Here is a 17,143-nt window from a genome sequence, read left to right on the forward strand (position 1 = left end):
CCAAGTGTGAGAGGGGGAGCGGCATGCGGCGATCGGGTTCTGACGGCATATCCAGGCGATCATTCGTTGCGAGCCTTGCCGGTCTCGGGGCAGCGCTTGCTGCCTCCCGAAGCCGCGCCGCAGTCCCGGCCATCGACGCGACATTCCTGTTTTCCAACGATATCCATGCCTGCCTCGTTTCGATCGAAGGGCTTGCTCCCAACTGCGCGGCCGAAGGCAAGACGGACGGAAATCTACTGCGCCACGTCGCGGCGCTGAATGCCGTGCACGCCATGCGCTGGCCGGAGACGGTTGCCGGCAAGCCGAGCGGGCTTGCAAGCGCCGGGCGAGAGATCGGCAAGCCGCTCGGCCTGGTGCTCGGCGGCGATCTCACCGATGACGGCGGCGGCCAGGTGCGCCAGCCGCGCGAGGGGCGGCAGTTGCAGCAATTCTCAAGTCGCTACCAGGAAGGGGCGGGACCCGACCACGTCCACATGCCCGTCTATGTCGGCCTCGGCAACCACGACCTCGACCAGGATGGGCCCTCGCCGCATGTCGACTGGTATCGCCGCGAACTGCGCGACTATGTCGAGCTCAACCACCGCCAGTCGGTGTTCTACAAGCCTCCGGTGCCGGTCACCAACTACGATCCGCTGTCGGATTGCTACTCCTGGGACTGGGGCGGGCTGCATCTGGTGCAGTTGCAGCGCTTCGGCGGCGACGAGACCAAGGGTGCGGTCAATGCGCTGCCCTGGCTGAAACAGGATCTGGCGTCCTATGCCGCCGACGGCCGGCCGGTGATCCTCTTCCAGCACTACGGCTGGGACGCCTTTTCGACCGAGGTCTGGGATGCGAAAGCGAAAATCTTCGACGACGAGGGCGACGGCGCTCCCCACTGGTGGAGCGTCGATGAGCGCCAGGCGCTGCTCGACACCGTCAAAGGCAGCAACGTCATAGGCCTGTTCCACGGGCATCAGCACGAAACCGCAATGATCTACCGGAAGGGCGGGCTCGATCTCATCAAGCCGAAGGCCGCCTACATGGGCGGCTTTGCCGTCGTGCGCGTGACTGATGGCTTCATGGACGTGGCACTGGCGGAGGCTGGACAGAGCCATGGCGAGGTTGTCTTTACCGATGCCTTCAGCAAGCGCCTTTCCTAGGTCGAAAAATCTATCTGAATCAAACCATTAAGGGGTCGAATCCCCTGTCTCCGGACAGCCGCGCGGCGCTCCGTTTTCCACGTCTTGCGGATTTTTGATTTACGTACATCAGAAATTCCTCTAAAGGCAGAACCCGGAGGAAAACATGCGCCCGACAGTTCACGATATCGCTGCTAGAGCGGGGGTCAGCCTCGCGACCGTCGACCGGGTTCTGAACAACCGCCCGGGCGTGCGCAGCGTCACCCGCGACAAGGTCGAGCGCGCCATCGAAGCGCTCGGCTATGTGCGCGACGTCGCCGCCGCCAACCTCGCCAAGAGCCGGATCTACCCGCTGGTCTTCATCCTGCCGGAGGGCGACAACACCTTCATGCGCGGCCTTGCGGCCGAGGTGGAGGCGGCGAAGGCGCGCTCGGCAGTCGAGCGCACGGCGATCACGGTCTTGTCCGTCCCGGTCTTCGACCCGGAAGCGTTAGCTGCAGCGCTTCATAAAGCGCGGGCGCTTGACCCGGCCGGCGTCGCGGTCGTTGCGATCGATGCGCCCGAGGTCGTCAGTGCGGTAGATGCGCTGCGTGAAGACGGCGTCGCCGTCGTGACGTTGGTTTCCGACCTGCCGGGGTCGTCGCGCGATCATTTCGCCGGTGTCGACAACGTTGCCGCCGGCCGGACCGCCGGCACCCTGATGGGGCGTTTCCTCGGTGGCCGAAACGGCCCGGTGGCGATCGTAGCCGGCTCGATGCTGGTGCGCGACCATCGCGACCGTCTCGAAGGCTTTGGCGCGGCCATGGCAGAAAGTGCGCCTGGCCGCCGGCTGCTGCCCGTCGTCGAAGGCCATGACGATCCGGCCGAGGTCGATCGCCTCGTCTCCAACCTTCTCGCCGATCAACCGGAGCTTGCCGGCATCTACAGTCTCGGCGCCGGCAATCGCGGCCTGATCGCGGCACTGGAAAAGGCAGGTCGCGAAAAGGCTGTCTGCGCCATCGCCCATGAACTGACGCCGCACAGCCGCGCGGCACTTCTCTCCGGCACGCTCGACGCTCTCCTCAATCAGGACGGCGGCCATGAGGTGCGCAGCGCCATCCGGGTGCTGAAGGCCCGCGCCGACGGCCTTTCGGTGATCGGGGCGCAGGAGCGCATCCGCATCGAAATTTTCCTGAAGGACAACCTGCCGGTCGATCCGGCGTAGCGCTTTGAATTTACGCAGTTCTTTCGAAGAATTGCTCAATGGAGGCAAGCATGTATCTCGGACTGGATCTCGGCACCTCGGGCGTCAAGGCAATGTTGATCGATGGCGGCCAGCGCATCGTCGGTTCGGCCTCCGGCGCGCTCGACGTCTCGCGGCCGCATCCCGGCTGGTCGGAACAGGACCCGGCTGATTGGGTGCGCGCCACCGAAGAGGCAATTGCCGGGCTGAAGGCGGCACACCCGGCGGAGCTTTCGGCGGTGCGCGGTATCGGCCTTTCCGGCCAGATGCACGGTGCGACGCTGGTTGATGCCGACGACCGGGTGCTTCGGCCCTGCATCCTCTGGAACGACACCCGCAGCTTCCGAGAGGCGGCAGCGCTCGATGCGGACCCGCAGTTCCGCGCCATCACCGGCAACATCGTCTTCCCCGGCTTCACCGCACCGAAGCTTGCCTGGGTGCGGGCCAACGAGCCCGACATCTTCGCCAAGGTGCGCTGGGTGCTGCTGCCGAAGGATTATCTGCGCCTGTGGCTGACCGGCGAGCACATGTCGGAAATGTCCGACAGCGCCGGCACTGCCTGGCTCGATACCGGCAAGCGGCAGTGGTCGGAAAGCCTGCTTGCCGCCACCGACATGGACGAAAAGCAGATGCCGAGTCTGGTCGAGGGAACCGATGCGGCCGGGAAGCTGCGTTCGGAACTGGCCGCGCGCTGGGGCATTTCCGGTGACGTCGTGGTTGCCGGCGGTGCAGGCGACAATGCGGCTTCTGCCTGTGGCATGGGCACGGTCGGCGAGGGCAATGCCTTCGTCTCGCTCGGTACCTCGGGTGTTCTCTTCGCGGCGAATGCGAGCTACTTGCCCAACCCGGAAAGCGCCGTGCATGCCTTCTGCCACGCGCTGCCGAATACCTGGCACCAGATGGGCGTGATCCTGTCTGCGACCGATGCGTTGAACTGGTACTCCGGCATCGCCGGCCGCAGTGCTGCCGACCTGAGCGCCGAACTCGGCGATCATCTGAAGGCGCCTTCGGGCGTCACTTTCCTTCCCTATCTGTCGGGCGAGCGTACGCCGCACAATGACGCGGCGATCCGTGGCGCCTTTGTCGGACTTGGCCATGAGAGCGGCCGGGTGGTGCTGACCCAGGCGGTGATGGAGGGCGTGTCCTTCGCCATTCGCGACAGCCTGGAAGCCTTGCGCGCCGCCGGCACGACGCTTTCTCGGGTGACGGCGATCGGTGGTGGTTCGCGCTCGCGCTACTGGCTCAAATCGATCGCCACGGCGCTCAACCTGCCGGTCGATCTGCCCGCTGACGGCGATTTCGGCGCTGCCTTCGGGGCGGCCCGCCTTGGCCTGATCGCCGCGACCGGTGCCGATCCCGTTGTCACCTGCTACGCCCCACAGACGGCCGAGACCATTGCGCCGGAGGCGTCGCTGGTTTCGGCCTATGAGGCGAGCTACCAGCGCTACCGCCGGCTCTATCCGGCGATCAAGGGCGCCGTGTCGTGATACGGCGCCCCCTGTCTCGATCCGCCGCCGCGTGCTCAGCCGGCCGGAACCTTGTCGAGGAAACCGGTGACCGTCTTCAGGCGACCATCTTCGATCTGGCAGACATCGGTGCCTTCGATGACAGAGGGAACGCCGTCCGGACCGAGTGCCCAGGAAAAGCGGATCGTGTCGGCGTAACCGTCGGCGGCACCCTTCAGCGTGAAGCGGAAGCCGGGGAACTGTCCGTGCACGCCGGCAATGAGCGCATCCACGCCGGCATGGCCGTCGCCCTGCATGATCGGGTCGCGATAGGCGACGTCGGCGGTGAAGGCCTTCTCGATCAGGCCGGCGCGGCTTGCGGCGTCGGTCGTGTTCCAGGCGGCGATGTAGGCTCTAGCGATAGCGTTGAAGTCGTGCATCGAAGTGTTCCTTTCGTTTGGCGTTTCGATGCTTCCGGTATCGCCGGACGAGGGAATGAAACCAATTACCTTCCACGTAATGGCCGCGCCTATCGCATGGGCGACGCCGGCCGACACCACTCTTGAAAGAGGAGCAAGACCCGTGAGCACTGGCTTTTTCGGCGATATCGCCAAGATCAAATATGAAGGACCGGATAGCGCCAACCCGCTCGCCTTCCGCCATTACAACAAGGACGAGGTCGTGCTCGGCAAGCGCATGGAAGATCACCTGCGCTTCGCGGTTGCCTACTGGCACACCTTCGTCTGGCCGGGCGGCGACCCCTTCGGCGGACAGACCTTCGAACGTCCCTGGTTCAAGGACGACATGGCTGCGGCCAAGCTGAAGGCCGACGTCGCCTTCGAATTCTTCGACCTGCTCGGCGTCCCGTTCTATTGCTTCCACGATGCCGACGTGCGCCCGGAAGGCAAAAGCTTCGTCGAGAACACGAAGAACCTCAACGAGATTGTCGACTACTTCGAAAAGAAGCAGGCCGAGACCGGCGTAAACCTGCTCTGGGGCACGGCGAACCTCTTCTCCAACCGGCGCTACATGTCGGGTGCGGCGACCAATCCAGATCCGGATGTCTTCGCGTTCGCAGCCGCGACGGTGAAAACCTGCCTTGACGCCACAAAGCGCCTCGGCGGCCAGAACTACGTGCTCTGGGGCGGTCGTGAAGGCTACGAGACGCTGCTCAACACCGACATGAAGCGCGAGCTCGACCAGCTCGGCCGTTTCGTCAACCTCGTCGTCGAGTACAAGCACAAGATCGGCTTCAAGGGCGCGATCCTGATCGAGCCGAAGCCACAGGAACCGACCAAGCACCAGTACGACTACGATGTCGCGACGGTCTACGGCTTCCTGAAGAACTACGGCCTGGAAAACGAGGTGAAGGTCAACATCGAGCAGGGCCATGCGATCCTTGCCGGCCACTCCTTCGAGCACGAACTGGCGCTTGCCAACGCGCTCGGCATCTTCGGCTCGATCGACATGAACCGCAACGACTACCAGTCCGGCTGGGATACCGACCAGTTCCCGAACAACGTGCCGGAAATGGCGCTCGCCTATTACCAGGTTCTTGCCGGCGGCGGCTTTGCGACCGGCGGCACGAACTTCGACGCCAAGCTGCGTCGCCAGTCGATCGATCCGGAGGACCTGCTGATCGGCCATATCGGCGGCATGGATTGCTGCGCGCGTGGCCTGAAGGCAGCGGCAAAAATGATCGAGGACAAGGCGCTCTCCGCACCGCTCGAAGGCCGCTATGCCGGCTGGCAGGTGCCGGAAGCCAAGAAGATGCTCGACGGCGGCTTCTCGCTGGAAGAGATCGAGGCCTGGGTGCTGAAGTCGGACCTCAACCCGCAGCCGAAGTCCGGCAAGCAGGAGCTGCTCGAAAACGTCGTCAACCGCTACGTCTGAGCGGAGATGGATATCGAAAGGGCGCCTCGAAAGCGCCCTTTCTCTTCGTCGACGCGCACGGGAGGCGATCATTGATGTCGCGGATTTCTGCAGCAAGGGCGTGCCGTGGCTGGCCCAATGCCGTGTGCAATGAAATCGATTACAAAACTTTTCGGAATCCGGTCGTGCGCTGTTGCCCCTCGCTGAAAATCTGCTAGCTTCGGCGCCTGCAACGTTTCAGATCCGGCAGTTCTGGGAGAAAACAAAGGCGTGCAATCGCCTTTCATGCCGGCTGTCAGGACAAGGCCAACACCAATTTCGGCCATTCCATCGGGAGGAAAATCAGCATGAAGACCATCAAGGGGCCAGGGCTCTTTCTTGCGCAATTCGCTGGCGATGCCGCGCCGTTCAATTCCTGGGATGCGATCACCAAATGGGCGGCCGATTGCGGCTACAAGGGTGTGCAGGTGCCGAGCTGGGACGCGCGGCTGATCGATCTGAAAAAGGCCGCGACCTCGAAAGCCTATTGCGACGAGTTCGCCGGCACGGCGCGCGACAATGGCGTCGAGGTAACCGAGCTTTCGACCCATCTGCAGGGTCAGCTCGTCGCCGTGCATCCGGCCTATGATGAAGCCTTCGAGGGGTTTGCAGCACCCGAGGTGCGCGGCAATCCCAAAGCACGCCAGGCCTGGGCGGTGGAACAGGTGAAGCTGGCGCTGACGGCCTCGAAGAACCTCGGCCTCAACGCCATGGCAAGCTTCTCCGGCGCGCTCGCCTGGCCTTTCGTCTATCCCTGGCCGCAGCGGCCGGCCGGTCTCGTCGAGACCGCCTTCGATGAACTGGCGAAGCGCTGGAAGCCGATCCTCGACCATGCCGAGGATTGTGGCGTCGACGTCTGCTACGAGATCCATCCGGGCGAGGATCTGCACGACGGCATCACCTACGAGATGTTCCTGGAGCGCACCGGCAACCATGCCCGCGCCTGCATGCTCTACGACCCTTCGCACTACGTGCTGCAGTGCCTCGACTATCTCGACAATATCGACATCTACAAGGACCGCATCCGCATGTTCCACGTCAAGGACGCGGAGTTCAACCCGACCGGGCGCCAGGGCGTCTACGGCGGCTACCAGGGTTGGGTCAACCGCGCCGGCCGCTTCCGCTCGCCCGGCGACGGCCAGGTGGATTTCGGTGCGGTGTTCTCGAAGATGGCCGCCAACGATTTCGCCGGCTGGGCGGTGGTCGAGTGGGAATGCGCGCTGAAACATCCAGAGGATGGGGCACGCGAGGGGGCCGATTTCGTCAAGCATCACATCATCCGCGTGACCGAGAAGGCGTTCGACGACTTTGCCGGGGCTGGCACGGACGAGGCGGCCAACCGGCGCATGCTGGGGATCTGAGGTAGGTAGGACTTGAGGGTGCGACTGCCCGCTCTCCTCGGGTTAACCCGAGGACTGGCCCTCTTCCCGCAGGCGGGGAGAGGGGACGTGGATTGCCTCTGACCACGGGTTATCGTGGCTGCTGTTGCTGCGCTTTCGCAAGCGGGTGCGGCATGAGCCCTTCTCCCCGCGTGCGGGGAGAAGGTGCCGGCGGGCGAATGAGGGGCATCCCTTGCGCCAGGAAACGAACAAACAACACGGAACGAACAGGGGAGAAGATCATGGCAATCGAAGGAACGAGCGAGAAGCGCGAGCGTCGCATCCGGCTCGGCATGGTGGGCGGCGGCTCCGGCGCATTCATCGGCGCGGTGCATCGCATCGCAGCCCGTATCGACGATCACTATGAGCTGGTGGCCGGCGCGCTGTCGTCGACGCCGGAAAAGGCGGAAAGCTCAGGCCGAGAGCTCGGGCTCGATCCGTCGCGGGTCTATTCCGACTTCAAGCAGATGGCGATCCGCGAGGCGAAGCTGAAGGATGGCATCGAGGCGGTGGCGATCGTCACGCCAAACCATGTGCACTACGCTGCGGCCAAGGAATTCCTGAAGCGCGGCATCCACGTGATCTGCGACAAGCCGCTGACTTCGACGCTTGGCGACGCGAAGAAGCTGAAGAAAGCGGCGGACGAGAGCGATGCGCTGTTCGTGCTGACGCACAATTACACCGGCTATCCGATGGTGCGACAGGCGCGCGAGATGGTCGCCAATGGCGAGATCGGTGCGGTGCGGCTGGTGCAGATGGAGTACCCGCAGGACTGGCTCACCGAAAACATCGAGCAGTCGGGCCAGAAGCAGGCGGCCTGGCGCACCGATCCGGCGCGCTCGGGTGCCGGCGGCTCGACGGGTGATATCGGCACGCACGCCTATAATCTCGGCGCCTTCGTCTCCGGCCTCGAACTCGAAGAACTCGCTGCCGATCTCGACAGCTTCGTTGGCGGCCGCCAACTCGACGACAATGCCCATGTGATGATGCGCTTCAAGGTGAAGGACGGCGAGCGCGCCAAGGGGCTGCTCTGGTGCAGCCAGGTGGCGCCCGGCCACGAGAACGGCCTGATGGTGCGCGTCTACGGCACCAAGGGCGGGCTTGAATGGACGCAGAAGGACCCGAACTATCTCTGGTACACGCCGTTCGGTGAGCCGAAGCGCCTGCTCACTCGCGCCGGCGCCGGGGCGGGTGCGGCCGCAAACCGCGTCAGCCGTATTCCGTCGGGCCATCCGGAAGGTTACCTGGAAGGCTTCGCCAACATCTACGCGGAGGCGGCGCGCGCCATCTTTGCCAAGCGCAAGGGCGAGAAGATCGATCCGGCCGTCACTTACCCGACCATCGACGATGGCATGAAGGGCATGGTCTTCGTCGACGCCTGCGTACAGTCATCCAAACGAAATGGGGCGTGGGTAAAGGTATAGCCGCAGGCCAATACCGGCGGAAGGGCGGGGCTTTCCCGCCCTTTTTCGCGAGTTGACATTTGCCGGCATGGATTTAGGTCGGCCCGCTACAAACCGAAAACCAAGGTCCCGCTGGCAGCGGGGCCGGAACGAGACGAGACAAAGAGATGACCGATCCCAAGATCCTGGCAGAGCGCTTCCCGGGCGATTTCGTATTCGGGGTGGCGACCGCCTCCTTCCAGATCGAAGGCGCGACCAAAGCTGACGGGCGCAAGCCGTCGATCTGGGATGCCTTTTCGAACATGCCGGGCCGTGTCTTCGGGCGTCACAACGGCGATGTCGCCTGCGATCACTACAATAGGCTCGACGAGGATCTGGACCTGATCAAAAGCCTCGGCGTCGATGCCTATCGGTTTTCCGTTGCCTGGCCGCGGATCATTCCTGAAGGCACCGGCCCGATCAACGAAAAAGGTCTCGATTTCTACGACCGCCTCGTCGACGGCCTGAAGGCGCGTAACATCAAGGCCTTCGCCACGCTTTACCATTGGGACCTGCCGCTGGCGCTGATGGGCGATGGCGGCTGGACGGCCCGCACGACGGCCTATGCCTTCCAGCGCTACGCCAAGACCGTGATCGCTCGCCTCGGCGACCGGCTCGATGCGGTCGCGACCTTCAACGAGCCCTGGTGCTCGGTGTGGCTCAGCCACCTCTATGGCATCCATGCGCCGGGCGAGCGCAACATGGACGCAGCCCTGCATGCGCTGCACTTTACCAATCTGGCGCACGGGCTCGGCGTCGACGCCATCCGCTCCGAGCGGCCGAACTTGCCTACGGGCATCGTCATCAATGCGCATTCGGTCTACCCGGGCAGCGACAGCGCGGCCGACACGAAAGCCGCCGATCGGGCCTTCGACTTCCACAATGGCGTCTTCTTCAGCCCGATCTTCAAGGGGGAGTACCCCGAAAGCTTCATGAGTGCGCTCGGCCATCGCATGCCCGCGATCGAAGACGGCGACATGGAGACGATCTCCCGGCCGCTCGACTGGTGGGGGCTCAACTACTACACGCCGATGCGGGTCAGTGCCGATCCGGCCAAGGGCGCAGAATATCCGGCAACCATCAATGCCAAGCCGGTGAGCCAGACAAAGACGGATATCGGTTGGGAGGTTTACGCTCCGGCGCTCGGCAGCCTGGTCAAGACGCTGAACGCGACCTACCAGCTGCCCGACTGCTACATCACCGAGAACGGCGCCTGCTACAACATGGGCGTCGAGAACGGCATTGTCGACGACCAGCCGCGGCTCGACTATATCGCCGACCACTTGTCGGTGACGGCGGATCTGATCGCCGAGGGTTATCCGATGCGCGGCTATTTCGCCTGGAGCCTGATGGACAATTTCGAATGGGCCGAAGGTTACAAGATGCGTTTCGGCATCGTCCATGTCGACTACGACACCCAGGTCCGCACCATCAAGAAGAGCGGTGAGTGGTACCAGGCTCTGGCCGAGCAGTTCCCGAAGGGCAACCACATCTGACGCTCAAGCGGGCGGGCTCACCCGCTCGCAACGCTTCCGTGCGGCTCGGTCAATTCACCGCCGGACCGGCAGGACTTCCAGGCTCTGCCGGTCGAGCTGGGCCAGCACTTCCTTGAAACCGTAGCGCGGCTTCCAGTCGAGCTTTTCGATCGCAGCACTCGGGTCATACACCCGGTCGATGGTCGCGGGCAGCGGCCAGTCGCGATCGGCAAAGGCCTGCGACAGTTTTGGCGCACGCTCACGCAGGAGCCCTGCGGCATCCTCCGCCAGCCGGCGGCAATCCGTTGGAAGGAACGGCGTTTCGCCCGAGATGATGTAGCGCTGAAAAGCCGGGCCGCCGTTGTCGAGTGCTGCCACATGCGCGGCAGCCACGTCGCGCGCATCGATGCCGCGGTGCAGGCGGTAGCTTGCGATACGATCGGCGACCTCCGGGAAACAGCGCGACATGCGCAGCACCCGCACATGCAAAGCACGATCCGCCGCGTTTTCGAGCAGAGCTTCGGCCGCAAGCTTGGTGTGGTGGTATATGGTGTGCGGCTTCGGCGGCGTCTCCTCGGTGATCCAGGCGCAGCCGCCTTCCGTGACCGCATGACCATAAAGTGCCGTCGTGCTGGTAAAGACGATGCGGCCGACGCCGGCGGCCTGGGCTGCGGCAATCACCAGATGGGTGCCCATTACATTGACGCGCTCGAACTCCTGGTCGGCGACGGCGTCTACATGTGGCGCGTGCAGGGCCGCCGTATGGATGACGGCGTCCGCCCCTTCCATCGCGCTCTCCAGCAGTTCGCCATCGACGAGATCGCCGACGATGGCCGTCGTGCCGAAGGGCGCGCGATCGATGCCGATGACGTCATGGTCGGCGGCGGCGAGCGCGTTGTAGATCGCTCTGCCGATGCGGCCGGAACTTCCGGTCAAGACGATGCGCATTTCTCACCTCATATTCCTGTTCCTGCCCGTTAGCATGAAATGCGGTCGGACACAGTCCGCCCGAACAAGGATTTCCAAGATGGCGATTTGCGGGATGACGGCGCGTTGCGAAGCAAAAGAGCATGGTTTTGCCGTTGCTTGGCAAATTCGGCAAAATCATGCCTGTGAAAGGGCGTGGCAATTCTCCATAAGAGCCGTAGATTATGTCGCATGCGGGCCATGCGGCAGCAAAGTTGAACTGACTGGTTGCTTGATGTTAGAGAAGTGCTCCCTGTTCCGAATGCGTTGTCGAATGTCGGCCTGACCAGACGCGCGTTCCATCCCGGCCAGGCCCGGGATCATGAGTTTTGAACATCCGAGAGCACTTATGTACCCGCACATTCCGACTGCGCCTCATTCGGGGAATTCCGAACGATGAGCGTTTCCGCCCAAAACGCCGCGCCATCGGCTGACGCGGCCGTCGTCTTCGACGGCGTTTCCAAGCATTTCCCCGCGTCCGGCACCAGCGGCGCCTTCACTGCGCTCGACAAGGTCTCGCTGACTGTCGACCGTGGTTCGATCACCGGCATCATCGGCCGCTCTGGCGCTGGCAAGTCGACGCTGATCCGACTGGTCAACGGGCTCGAAAAGCCGACGGGCGGCAAGGTGCTGGTTGACGGCGTCGATGTCGGCGGGCTCGACGAGGCGGCGCTGCGCAGCCTTCGCCGCTCCGTCGGCATGATCTTCCAGCACTTCAACCTGCTGTCCTCGCGCACCGTGTTCGGAAACGTCGCGCTGCCGCTCGAAATATCCGGCATGGACAAGCGCGCGATCGAACAGCGCGTTCGGCCGCTGCTCGATCTCGTCGGTCTCGCCGATAAGCACGGGCGCTATCCGGCCGAACTTTCGGGCGGCCAGAAGCAGCGCATCGGCATCGCCCGCGCGCTTGCGACCGAGCCGAAGCTCCTTCTCTCCGACGAGGCGACCTCGGCGCTCGATCCGGAAACGACCCAGTCGATCCTGGAGCTTTTGAAGCGCATCAATGCCGATCTCGGCCTGACGGTGCTGCTCATCACCCACGAGATGGAAGTGGTGAAGGCGGTGACCTCAGACGTCGCCGTCATCGATCATGGCCGCATCGTCGAGCGTGGCCACACCTTCGACGTCTTCACCCATCCGAAGCACGAGACGACGCGGGCGCTGCTCTCGGGGCTGCCGGGTTCGAAGCTTCCAGACGCGGTCGCCCGCGCCCTGAAGCCTGCACCCGCGGCCGGCGATCGCGCCGTCGTGCGGCTCACCTTCTTCGGGGCTGCGGCCGAGAAGCCGCTGATCTCGCAGCTGATCAAGTCTGTCGGCGCCGAGGTCAACATCATCGCCGGCACGATCGACGAGATCGGCGGCGCGCCCTATGGCTCGCTGGTCGTCGCCTATGGCGCGGATGCCGAGACGTCCGGCCGCGCCGAACGCTTCTTTGTCGAAAACGGTCTGGTCACGGAGGTGCTCGGTTATGTCGCCTGATATTCTCCTGCGCATCGGCGGGGCCACCGTCGACACGATTTACATGGTCGCCATCGCCGGCCTGATCGGCTCGCTGATCGGCGGGCCAATCGGAATCTTCCTCGCCACCAGCGGCAAGGGTGAACTCTTCCCGGCGCCGACGCTCAACCGCATCATCGGGCTGATCGTCAACGCCACGCGCTCGACGCCGTTCATCATCCTCGTCGTCGCCATCATTCCGTTTACCCGACTGCTCACCGGCACCTCCATCGGTACGAAGGCTGCGATTGTGCCCTTGACGATTGCCACCATTCCCTTTGTCGCGCGGCTGGTGGAAGCGGCGATCCGCGAAATCGACAAGGGGCTGATCGAGGCGGCGCGCGCCATGGGCGCGACCCCGATGCAGATCGTCTTCAAGGTGCTGCTCGCCGAAGCGCGGCCCGCGCTGACCCTGGCGCTCACCATGACCGCCGTCAGCCTCATCGGCTATTCGGCGATGGTCGGTGCCGTCGGCGGCGGCGGGCTCGGCGACCTTGGCATCCGCTACGGCTACCAGCGCTTCATGCCCGACGTGATGCTCGTCGTCGTCATCGTGCTGATCGTGCTGGTGCAGCTCGTCCAGAGCGCCGGCGACGGGCTGGCGCGGCGCTTCGACAAGAAAAACCGCAAGACCTGATTTCCTCCCAAGACTGAACGTGAACAAGGAGACGACCATGAAGAAGCTTATCATCGCGGCAGCGATTGCCGCTCTTTCCGCCGGCACGGCACTCGCCGAAACCATCAAGGTCGGCGTCACGCCGGGCGAACACGCCCAGATCATGGAGAAGGTGAAGGAAATCGCAGCTCCCAAGGGCCTCGATATCGAGATCCTCGAATTCTCCGACTACGTCGTCCCGAACCAGGCTCTGGCTGACGGCGACCTCAACGCCAACTCGTTCCAGCACCAGCCCTATCTCGACAACCAGATCGCCGATCGTGGTTTCGACATCGTCAGCGTCGGCACCACCATCACCACCCCGATGGGCGTCTATTCGCAGAAGGTGAAGAGCCTCGACGAGCTCAAGGACGGCGCCACGATCGCCATTCCGAACGACCCGACGAACGGCGGCCGCGCGCTGCTGGTTCTGGCGTCGAAGGGCCTGATCAAGGTCAAGGAAGAGGTCGGCCTCAAGGTCACGCCGGCCGACATCACCGAGAACCCGAAGAACATCACGTTTGCCGAGCTTGACGCTGCCCAGTTGCCGCGCTCGCTGCAGGACGTCGATGCCGCCGTCATCAACACCAACTACGCGATGGAAGCCGGCCTGCACCCGAAAAAGGACGCGATCGCGATCGAAGGCGAGAAGTCGCCCTACGCCAACGTGATTGCCGTGCGCAAGGCCGACAAGGATGCTCCGTGGGTGAAGACCCTGGTCGAATCCTACCACGACGAAAAGGTGAAGGCCTTCATCAACGACACCTTCAAGGGCGCGCTGATCCCGAGCTGGTAAGCGTCTCTGGTAAAGAGAAACATGGACCGCGCGCTGCAACTTACGGCGCGCGGTTTTTCTTTGACCGCATGGCTTGCTTGGCTATCCTCCTGGCACTTCGAGGAGGACGAACCATGAGCGTCTTGAAAGGCGGATGTCTCTGCGGTGCAATCCGGTATGAGCTGAATCGTGAGCCGCTCTTTTCCGGTTTCTGCCATTGCCGCGATTGCCAGCGCACGACAGGCACCGGTCATTGCTGTTACATGATCTTCGAGCGGGCCGATGTGAAGATGTCGGGAAACGGCCGCGGTTACGAGACGCGCGCTGAAAACGGCAATCCTTCGATCCGCTATTTTTGCGAAACCTGCGGCAGCCAGGTTTATGGCTCCGGCCCGCCGGACGATCCGCGTGTGTCGATCTATGCCGGCACGCTCGACGACCCGTCGGTATTTCGACCGACAGACGCCATTTTCACCCGCAGCCGCCATGAATGGGACCGCAGTGCATTGGCACTTGAGGAATGCGAGGCGTTGCCGGGCTGACTGCGTTCGCGAGTGAAACCGCCGCTCACCCCAACCCTCTCCCCGCAAGCGGGGCGAGGGGACGTGCCACGCTGGGGCGCCGCGAAACGCAGCTCTCGGTACCCGGGGAACTGCGTGCAAGTCGCAGCCGTAAGCTGGAGTTAGCGTTGTCGGCTGGGGCGGTGCCACAAGTCCCTTCGCCCCGCTGCGGGGAGAAGGTGCCGGCAGGCGGATGAGGGGTGCTTCCCGCTCGCACGAGCGACGGGCGGATGCCCAAGCGTATGTCAGCTACCGAGGTGGCGCTCGCCGCGCTTCTTGGCAAGTTCGATCTGCCGCTGGCGCTGGCGGTAGCGTTCGCGGTCCTCGTCGGTGCGGACCTCGTGGCAATGGATGCAGGAGACGCCGTCCTCGTGGTGCGGTGAAGCGAGGTCCGCCTTGGTCAGCGGCTGGCGGCAGGCGTGGCAGAGCGTGTGCTCGCCTTCCTCGAGGCCATGGGTGACGGAGACGCGATCGTCGAAGACGAAGCAGGCGCCTTCCCAGAGGCTTTCTTCCTGGGGCACTTCCTCGAGATATTTCAGGATGCCGCCCTTGAGGTGGTACACCTCATCAAAGCCCTGCTCTTTCATGAAGGCGGTCGCCTTCTCGCAGCGGATGCCACCGGTGCAGTACATGGCGATCTTCGGCTTGTTGTGCAGGCCGGTGTTGTTGCGCACCCAATCGGGAAATTCGCGGAAAGTTTTGGTGTTCGGATCGACCGCACCCTTGAAGATGCCGATGGCGGTTTCGTAGTCGTTGCGCGTATCGATGACGATCGTCTCGGGATCGGAGATCAGTGCATTCCAATCCTTCGGATCGACATAGGTGCCGACGATCTTGTTGGGGTCGATATCCTCGACGCCCATGGTGACGATTTCCTTCTTCAACCGCACCTTCATGCGCAGGAACGGCATGGACGATGCACGGCTTTCCTTGTGCTCCAGTGCGCCGAATTCGGGCTGCACGCGCAGGAAGGAAAGCACCGCGGCGATGCCGGCATCCGTGCCGGCGATCGTGCCGTTGATGCCTTCATGCGCCAGAAGCAGCGTTCCCTTGACGCCGTTTTCGTCGCAGACGGCCTGCAGCGGTTCGCGAAAATCGGCGAAACGCGGGAAGCGTGCGAAATGATAGAGCGCGGCCACCAGAAACTGGCCATGCGTCTCACCATGGGGCTCAGGGCGCGGGGTCGTGAAAATGTCGGTCATGGCCGGTGCAAATACAGCTTTCGCGCCGCAAGCGCAATCGCGGCGGGGCCCAGGGGCACTCTGTCGCGGCGCGGACAGTCGGTCCGCCCGCCGAAATTTCGCCGAAACATCAGCGCGCGGCGTCGAGCCAGAGCAACCGGATCGTTCGGCTTTCGTCGTCCGGTTCCTCCTGGAAGACCTCGGCGGCGAGATCAAGAGCGTGCTTGCGCAAGCTTCCCTGTCGGTCGATGACGGCCGCGATGAGGTGGGCCTGATCCTGACTGTTACCGGCAAGCCCCGGATCCTCGTTGATCAACTGGGTCATGACCGCGAGATCGTTGAGGTGCCCGAGCGTGTCGACCAGCGCTTTAGCCTCGGCGCGCTTGGCCTGCAGGGCGGAAGGCCAGACCGCGTGCATCAGGCCGAGATGCATGCGGTAGTCCTGCGCCCGCTTTCGCAGCTCGTGGAACGCCGGGGCTTCCGAAGTCTCGCTGCATGCCTGCCTGGCGCGCTTGGCCCGCCTCAGAGTGCGCCGCCATCCCTTCGTCAGCCGGTCTGCGGTCTTGCGGCGTCGATCGTCGAATGTCACTTGGCTGAGGGCCTGCAGTGCCTGCTCGCAGCGCACGATGGTGGCTGCCACGCGGTCCTCGATATCGGTCGCGCTTGCCGTGATGCGGTCCCGGCGTGTCGTCAGCCGCTCGCAGACATGGTCGAGCGCCCGTTCTTCCTCCTCGTTGCACGCGGCTGCCTTGAGGTAATGGGCGTTCTCGACCAGTGCGGCCGCGTCCCGAACGGTTGAGAGGTTGCGGGCCATGTCGCGGATGCGCGCATTCTCATGCTTCTGAAAAAGCGGCACGTCCGCTGCGACGAGACGGTACAGCGAGCGCAGGCGCTTGAAATTCTTGCGGGCGTCATGGATCGCCTCGTGCACCCCGTCAGGCCGATCCTCGAGCTTCATCACCGCCTGTGTGAGCTGTTCGGCGGCGATCGTGCGGAAGTCTTCGGAAAAAGGCCGTCCAGGTTCGAAGGCGTAAGTCATGGTTGCGGTTCCGTCAGTCCTTCTGTGGCGAGGGACTGGTTGGAGTAGCGGCGATCGCCCGTGATTTCCTGCCCGACCCAATCGGGCAGCGCCGGCATGTCGGTTTCGCGCTTCATCTCGACTTCCGCAACGACGAGGCCTTTGAGCGCGCCTCCATAGACGTCGACTTCCCAGGTGAACCCCTTGTGCGGCACCCGGTAGCGCCTCTTCTCGATGACGATCCCGACCGCCTGGGTCAGCATCTCGCGGGCATCGTCCATCGGCAGGTCGTACTCGTATTCGTTTCTGACCAGTGCCGACTTGCCGATCTTGATGGTCAGCCGCGCCCATTTGTCGCCGTGGATGCGCACGCGCAGCGAGCGGTCGTCCATGGTCACGACATAGGCCTGCCTGAGGTCAATGCCCTTGTCCGCACGCTCTCGCCACCCATCGGAAGCGACCAGAAACTTGCGCTCTATTTCCTTCGCCATGGAAAATC

At 63.7% G+C, this 17,143-nt stretch carries 16 protein-coding genes; 11 read left to right on the forward strand and 5 right to left on the reverse strand.

Annotated features, from left to right (window positions below; genetic code table 11):
• The first annotated feature begins 23 nt into the window (after positions 1–23).
• From IB262_RS17925 to xylB, 3 genes are all read left to right on the forward strand, one after another.
• Positions 24–1,139: a metallophosphoesterase gene (locus IB262_RS17925; protein ID WP_192493724.1), complete on the forward strand. Its 1,116-nt coding sequence runs from the start codon at positions 24–26 to the stop codon at positions 1,137–1,139.
• Between the two features lie 145 nt (positions 1,140–1,284).
• Positions 1,285–2,322 carry a LacI family DNA-binding transcriptional regulator gene (locus IB262_RS17930; RefSeq protein ID WP_112976367.1) on the forward strand — a complete coding sequence of 346 codons (1,038 nt, stop codon included), beginning with the start codon at positions 1,285–1,287 and terminating at the stop codon, positions 2,320–2,322.
• Positions 2,323–2,372: 50 nt separating this feature from the next.
• Positions 2,373–3,827 (forward strand): xylulokinase, encoded by a 1,455-nt coding sequence (gene xylB, locus IB262_RS17935; RefSeq protein ID WP_112976405.1) that lies wholly within the window; start codon positions 2,373–2,375, stop codon positions 3,825–3,827.
• Between the two features lie 35 nt (positions 3,828–3,862).
• On the opposite strand, the gene IB262_RS17940 is transcribed toward xylB, so the two are convergent.
• Entirely contained in the window at positions 3,863–4,225 is a 363-nt protein-coding gene (locus IB262_RS17940) for a nuclear transport factor 2 family protein (protein WP_060581313.1), read from the reverse strand.
• 142 nt (positions 4,226–4,367) lie between these two features.
• Here IB262_RS17940 and xylA point away from each other — a divergent pair, with 142 nt between their 5' ends.
• From xylA to IB262_RS17960, 4 genes are all read left to right on the forward strand, one after another.
• On the forward strand, positions 4,368–5,678 hold the full coding sequence (xylA, locus tag IB262_RS17945) for a xylose isomerase (protein WP_034787018.1): 1,311 nt from the start codon (positions 4,368–4,370) through the stop codon (positions 5,676–5,678).
• Positions 5,679–6,004: 326 nt separating this feature from the next.
• The gene (locus IB262_RS17950) at positions 6,005–7,057 is read left to right on the forward strand and encodes a sugar phosphate isomerase/epimerase (protein WP_034787015.1); all 1,053 of its coding nucleotides are present in this window, start codon (positions 6,005–6,007) and stop codon (positions 7,055–7,057) included.
• Positions 7,058–7,317: 260 nt separating this feature from the next.
• Positions 7,318–8,499 (forward strand): Gfo/Idh/MocA family oxidoreductase, encoded by a 1,182-nt coding sequence (locus tag IB262_RS17955; RefSeq protein WP_112976368.1) that lies wholly within the window; start codon positions 7,318–7,320, stop codon positions 8,497–8,499.
• A gap of 146 nt (positions 8,500–8,645) precedes the next feature.
• Positions 8,646–10,013 (forward strand): GH1 family beta-glucosidase, encoded by a 1,368-nt coding sequence (locus IB262_RS17960; protein ID WP_112976369.1) that lies wholly within the window; start codon positions 8,646–8,648, stop codon positions 10,011–10,013.
• A 54-nt stretch (positions 10,014–10,067) separates the two neighbouring features.
• Here the strand turns inward: IB262_RS17960 and IB262_RS17965 are convergent, their stop codons facing one another.
• Positions 10,068–10,940, reverse strand: a complete 873-nt coding sequence (locus tag IB262_RS17965) for an NAD(P)-dependent oxidoreductase (protein ID WP_192493725.1) — start codon at positions 10,938–10,940, stop codon at positions 10,068–10,070.
• Between the two features lie 414 nt (positions 10,941–11,354).
• On the opposite strand from IB262_RS17965, the gene IB262_RS17970 reads away from it, so the two are divergent.
• The 4 genes from IB262_RS17970 (at position 11,355) to IB262_RS17985 (ending at position 14,427) form a co-directional block, all read left to right on the forward strand.
• Complete coding sequence (locus tag IB262_RS17970; RefSeq protein WP_034787001.1) at positions 11,355–12,437, forward strand: methionine ABC transporter ATP-binding protein; 1,083 nt, start codon at positions 11,355–11,357, stop codon at positions 12,435–12,437.
• On the forward strand, positions 12,427–13,092 hold the full coding sequence (locus IB262_RS17975; protein ID WP_034786999.1) for a methionine ABC transporter permease: 666 nt from the start codon (positions 12,427–12,429) through the stop codon (positions 13,090–13,092). The genes IB262_RS17970 and IB262_RS17975 overlap by 11 nt, the downstream gene beginning before the upstream one ends.
• A 37-nt stretch (positions 13,093–13,129) precedes the next feature.
• On the forward strand, positions 13,130–13,906 hold the full coding sequence (locus tag IB262_RS17980; protein WP_034786995.1) for a MetQ/NlpA family ABC transporter substrate-binding protein: 777 nt from the start codon (positions 13,130–13,132) through the stop codon (positions 13,904–13,906).
• Between the two features lie 113 nt (positions 13,907–14,019).
• Positions 14,020–14,427: a GFA family protein gene (locus IB262_RS17985; protein ID WP_246802664.1), complete on the forward strand. Its 408-nt coding sequence runs from the start codon at positions 14,020–14,022 to the stop codon at positions 14,425–14,427.
• A 263-nt stretch (positions 14,428–14,690) separates the two neighbouring features.
• Here IB262_RS17985 and IB262_RS17990 read toward each other — a convergent pair whose 3' ends face one another.
• From IB262_RS17990 to IB262_RS18000, 3 genes are all read right to left on the reverse strand, one after another.
• The gene (locus IB262_RS17990) at positions 14,691–15,647 is read right to left on the reverse strand and encodes a rhodanese-related sulfurtransferase (RefSeq protein WP_060604650.1); all 957 of its coding nucleotides are present in this window, start codon (positions 15,645–15,647) and stop codon (positions 14,691–14,693) included.
• A gap of 109 nt (positions 15,648–15,756) precedes the next feature.
• Entirely contained in the window at positions 15,757–16,665 is a 909-nt protein-coding gene (locus IB262_RS17995; RefSeq protein WP_112976372.1) for a CHAD domain-containing protein, read from the reverse strand.
• The gene (locus IB262_RS18000) at positions 16,662–17,135 is read right to left on the reverse strand and encodes a CYTH domain-containing protein (protein ID WP_034786982.1); all 474 of its coding nucleotides are present in this window, start codon (positions 17,133–17,135) and stop codon (positions 16,662–16,664) included. The genes IB262_RS17995 and IB262_RS18000 overlap by 4 nt, the downstream gene beginning before the upstream one ends.
• Between the last annotated feature and the right edge of the window lie 8 nt (positions 17,136–17,143).

It is taken from the genome of Ensifer sp. ENS02, assembly GCF_014851885.1.
In the GTDB taxonomy this organism is placed as follows: domain Bacteria; phylum Pseudomonadota; class Alphaproteobacteria; order Rhizobiales; family Rhizobiaceae; genus Ensifer; species Ensifer adhaerens.

Bases quoted from the DNA above. Each gene is read 5' to 3' on its own strand.
- IB262_RS17960 (WP_112976369.1), top strand. From the start codon at position 8,646: ATGACCGATCCCAAGATCCTGGCAGAGCGCTTCCCGGGCGATTTCGTA.
- IB262_RS17985 (WP_246802664.1), top strand. From the start codon at position 14,020: ATGAGCGTCTTGAAAGGCGGATGTCTCTGCGGTGCAATCCGGTATGAG.
- IB262_RS17995 (WP_112976372.1), bottom strand. From the start codon at position 16,665: ATGACTTACGCCTTCGAACCTGGACGGCCTTTTTCCGAAGACTTCCGC.
- IB262_RS17975 (WP_034786999.1), top strand. From the start codon at position 12,427: ATGTCGCCTGATATTCTCCTGCGCATCGGCGGGGCCACCGTCGACACG.
- IB262_RS17990 (WP_060604650.1), bottom strand. From the start codon at position 15,647: ATGACCGACATTTTCACGACCCCGCGCCCTGAGCCCCATGGTGAGACG.
- IB262_RS17970 (WP_034787001.1), top strand. From the start codon at position 11,355: ATGAGCGTTTCCGCCCAAAACGCCGCGCCATCGGCTGACGCGGCCGTC.
- IB262_RS17965 (WP_192493725.1), bottom strand. From the start codon at position 10,940: ATGCGCATCGTCTTGACCGGAAGTTCCGGCCGCATCGGCAGAGCGATC.
- IB262_RS17930 (WP_112976367.1), top strand. From the start codon at position 1,285: ATGCGCCCGACAGTTCACGATATCGCTGCTAGAGCGGGGGTCAGCCTC.
- IB262_RS18000 (WP_034786982.1), bottom strand. From the start codon at position 17,135: ATGGCGAAGGAAATAGAGCGCAAGTTTCTGGTCGCTTCCGATGGGTGG.
- xylB (WP_112976405.1), top strand. From the start codon at position 2,373: ATGTATCTCGGACTGGATCTCGGCACCTCGGGCGTCAAGGCAATGTTG.
- IB262_RS17955 (WP_112976368.1), top strand. From the start codon at position 7,318: ATGGCAATCGAAGGAACGAGCGAGAAGCGCGAGCGTCGCATCCGGCTC.
- IB262_RS17925 (WP_192493724.1), top strand. From the start codon at position 24: ATGCGGCGATCGGGTTCTGACGGCATATCCAGGCGATCATTCGTTGCG.
- IB262_RS17940 (WP_060581313.1), bottom strand. From the start codon at position 4,225: ATGCACGACTTCAACGCTATCGCTAGAGCCTACATCGCCGCCTGGAAC.
- IB262_RS17950 (WP_034787015.1), top strand. From the start codon at position 6,005: ATGAAGACCATCAAGGGGCCAGGGCTCTTTCTTGCGCAATTCGCTGGC.
- IB262_RS17980 (WP_034786995.1), top strand. From the start codon at position 13,130: ATGAAGAAGCTTATCATCGCGGCAGCGATTGCCGCTCTTTCCGCCGGC.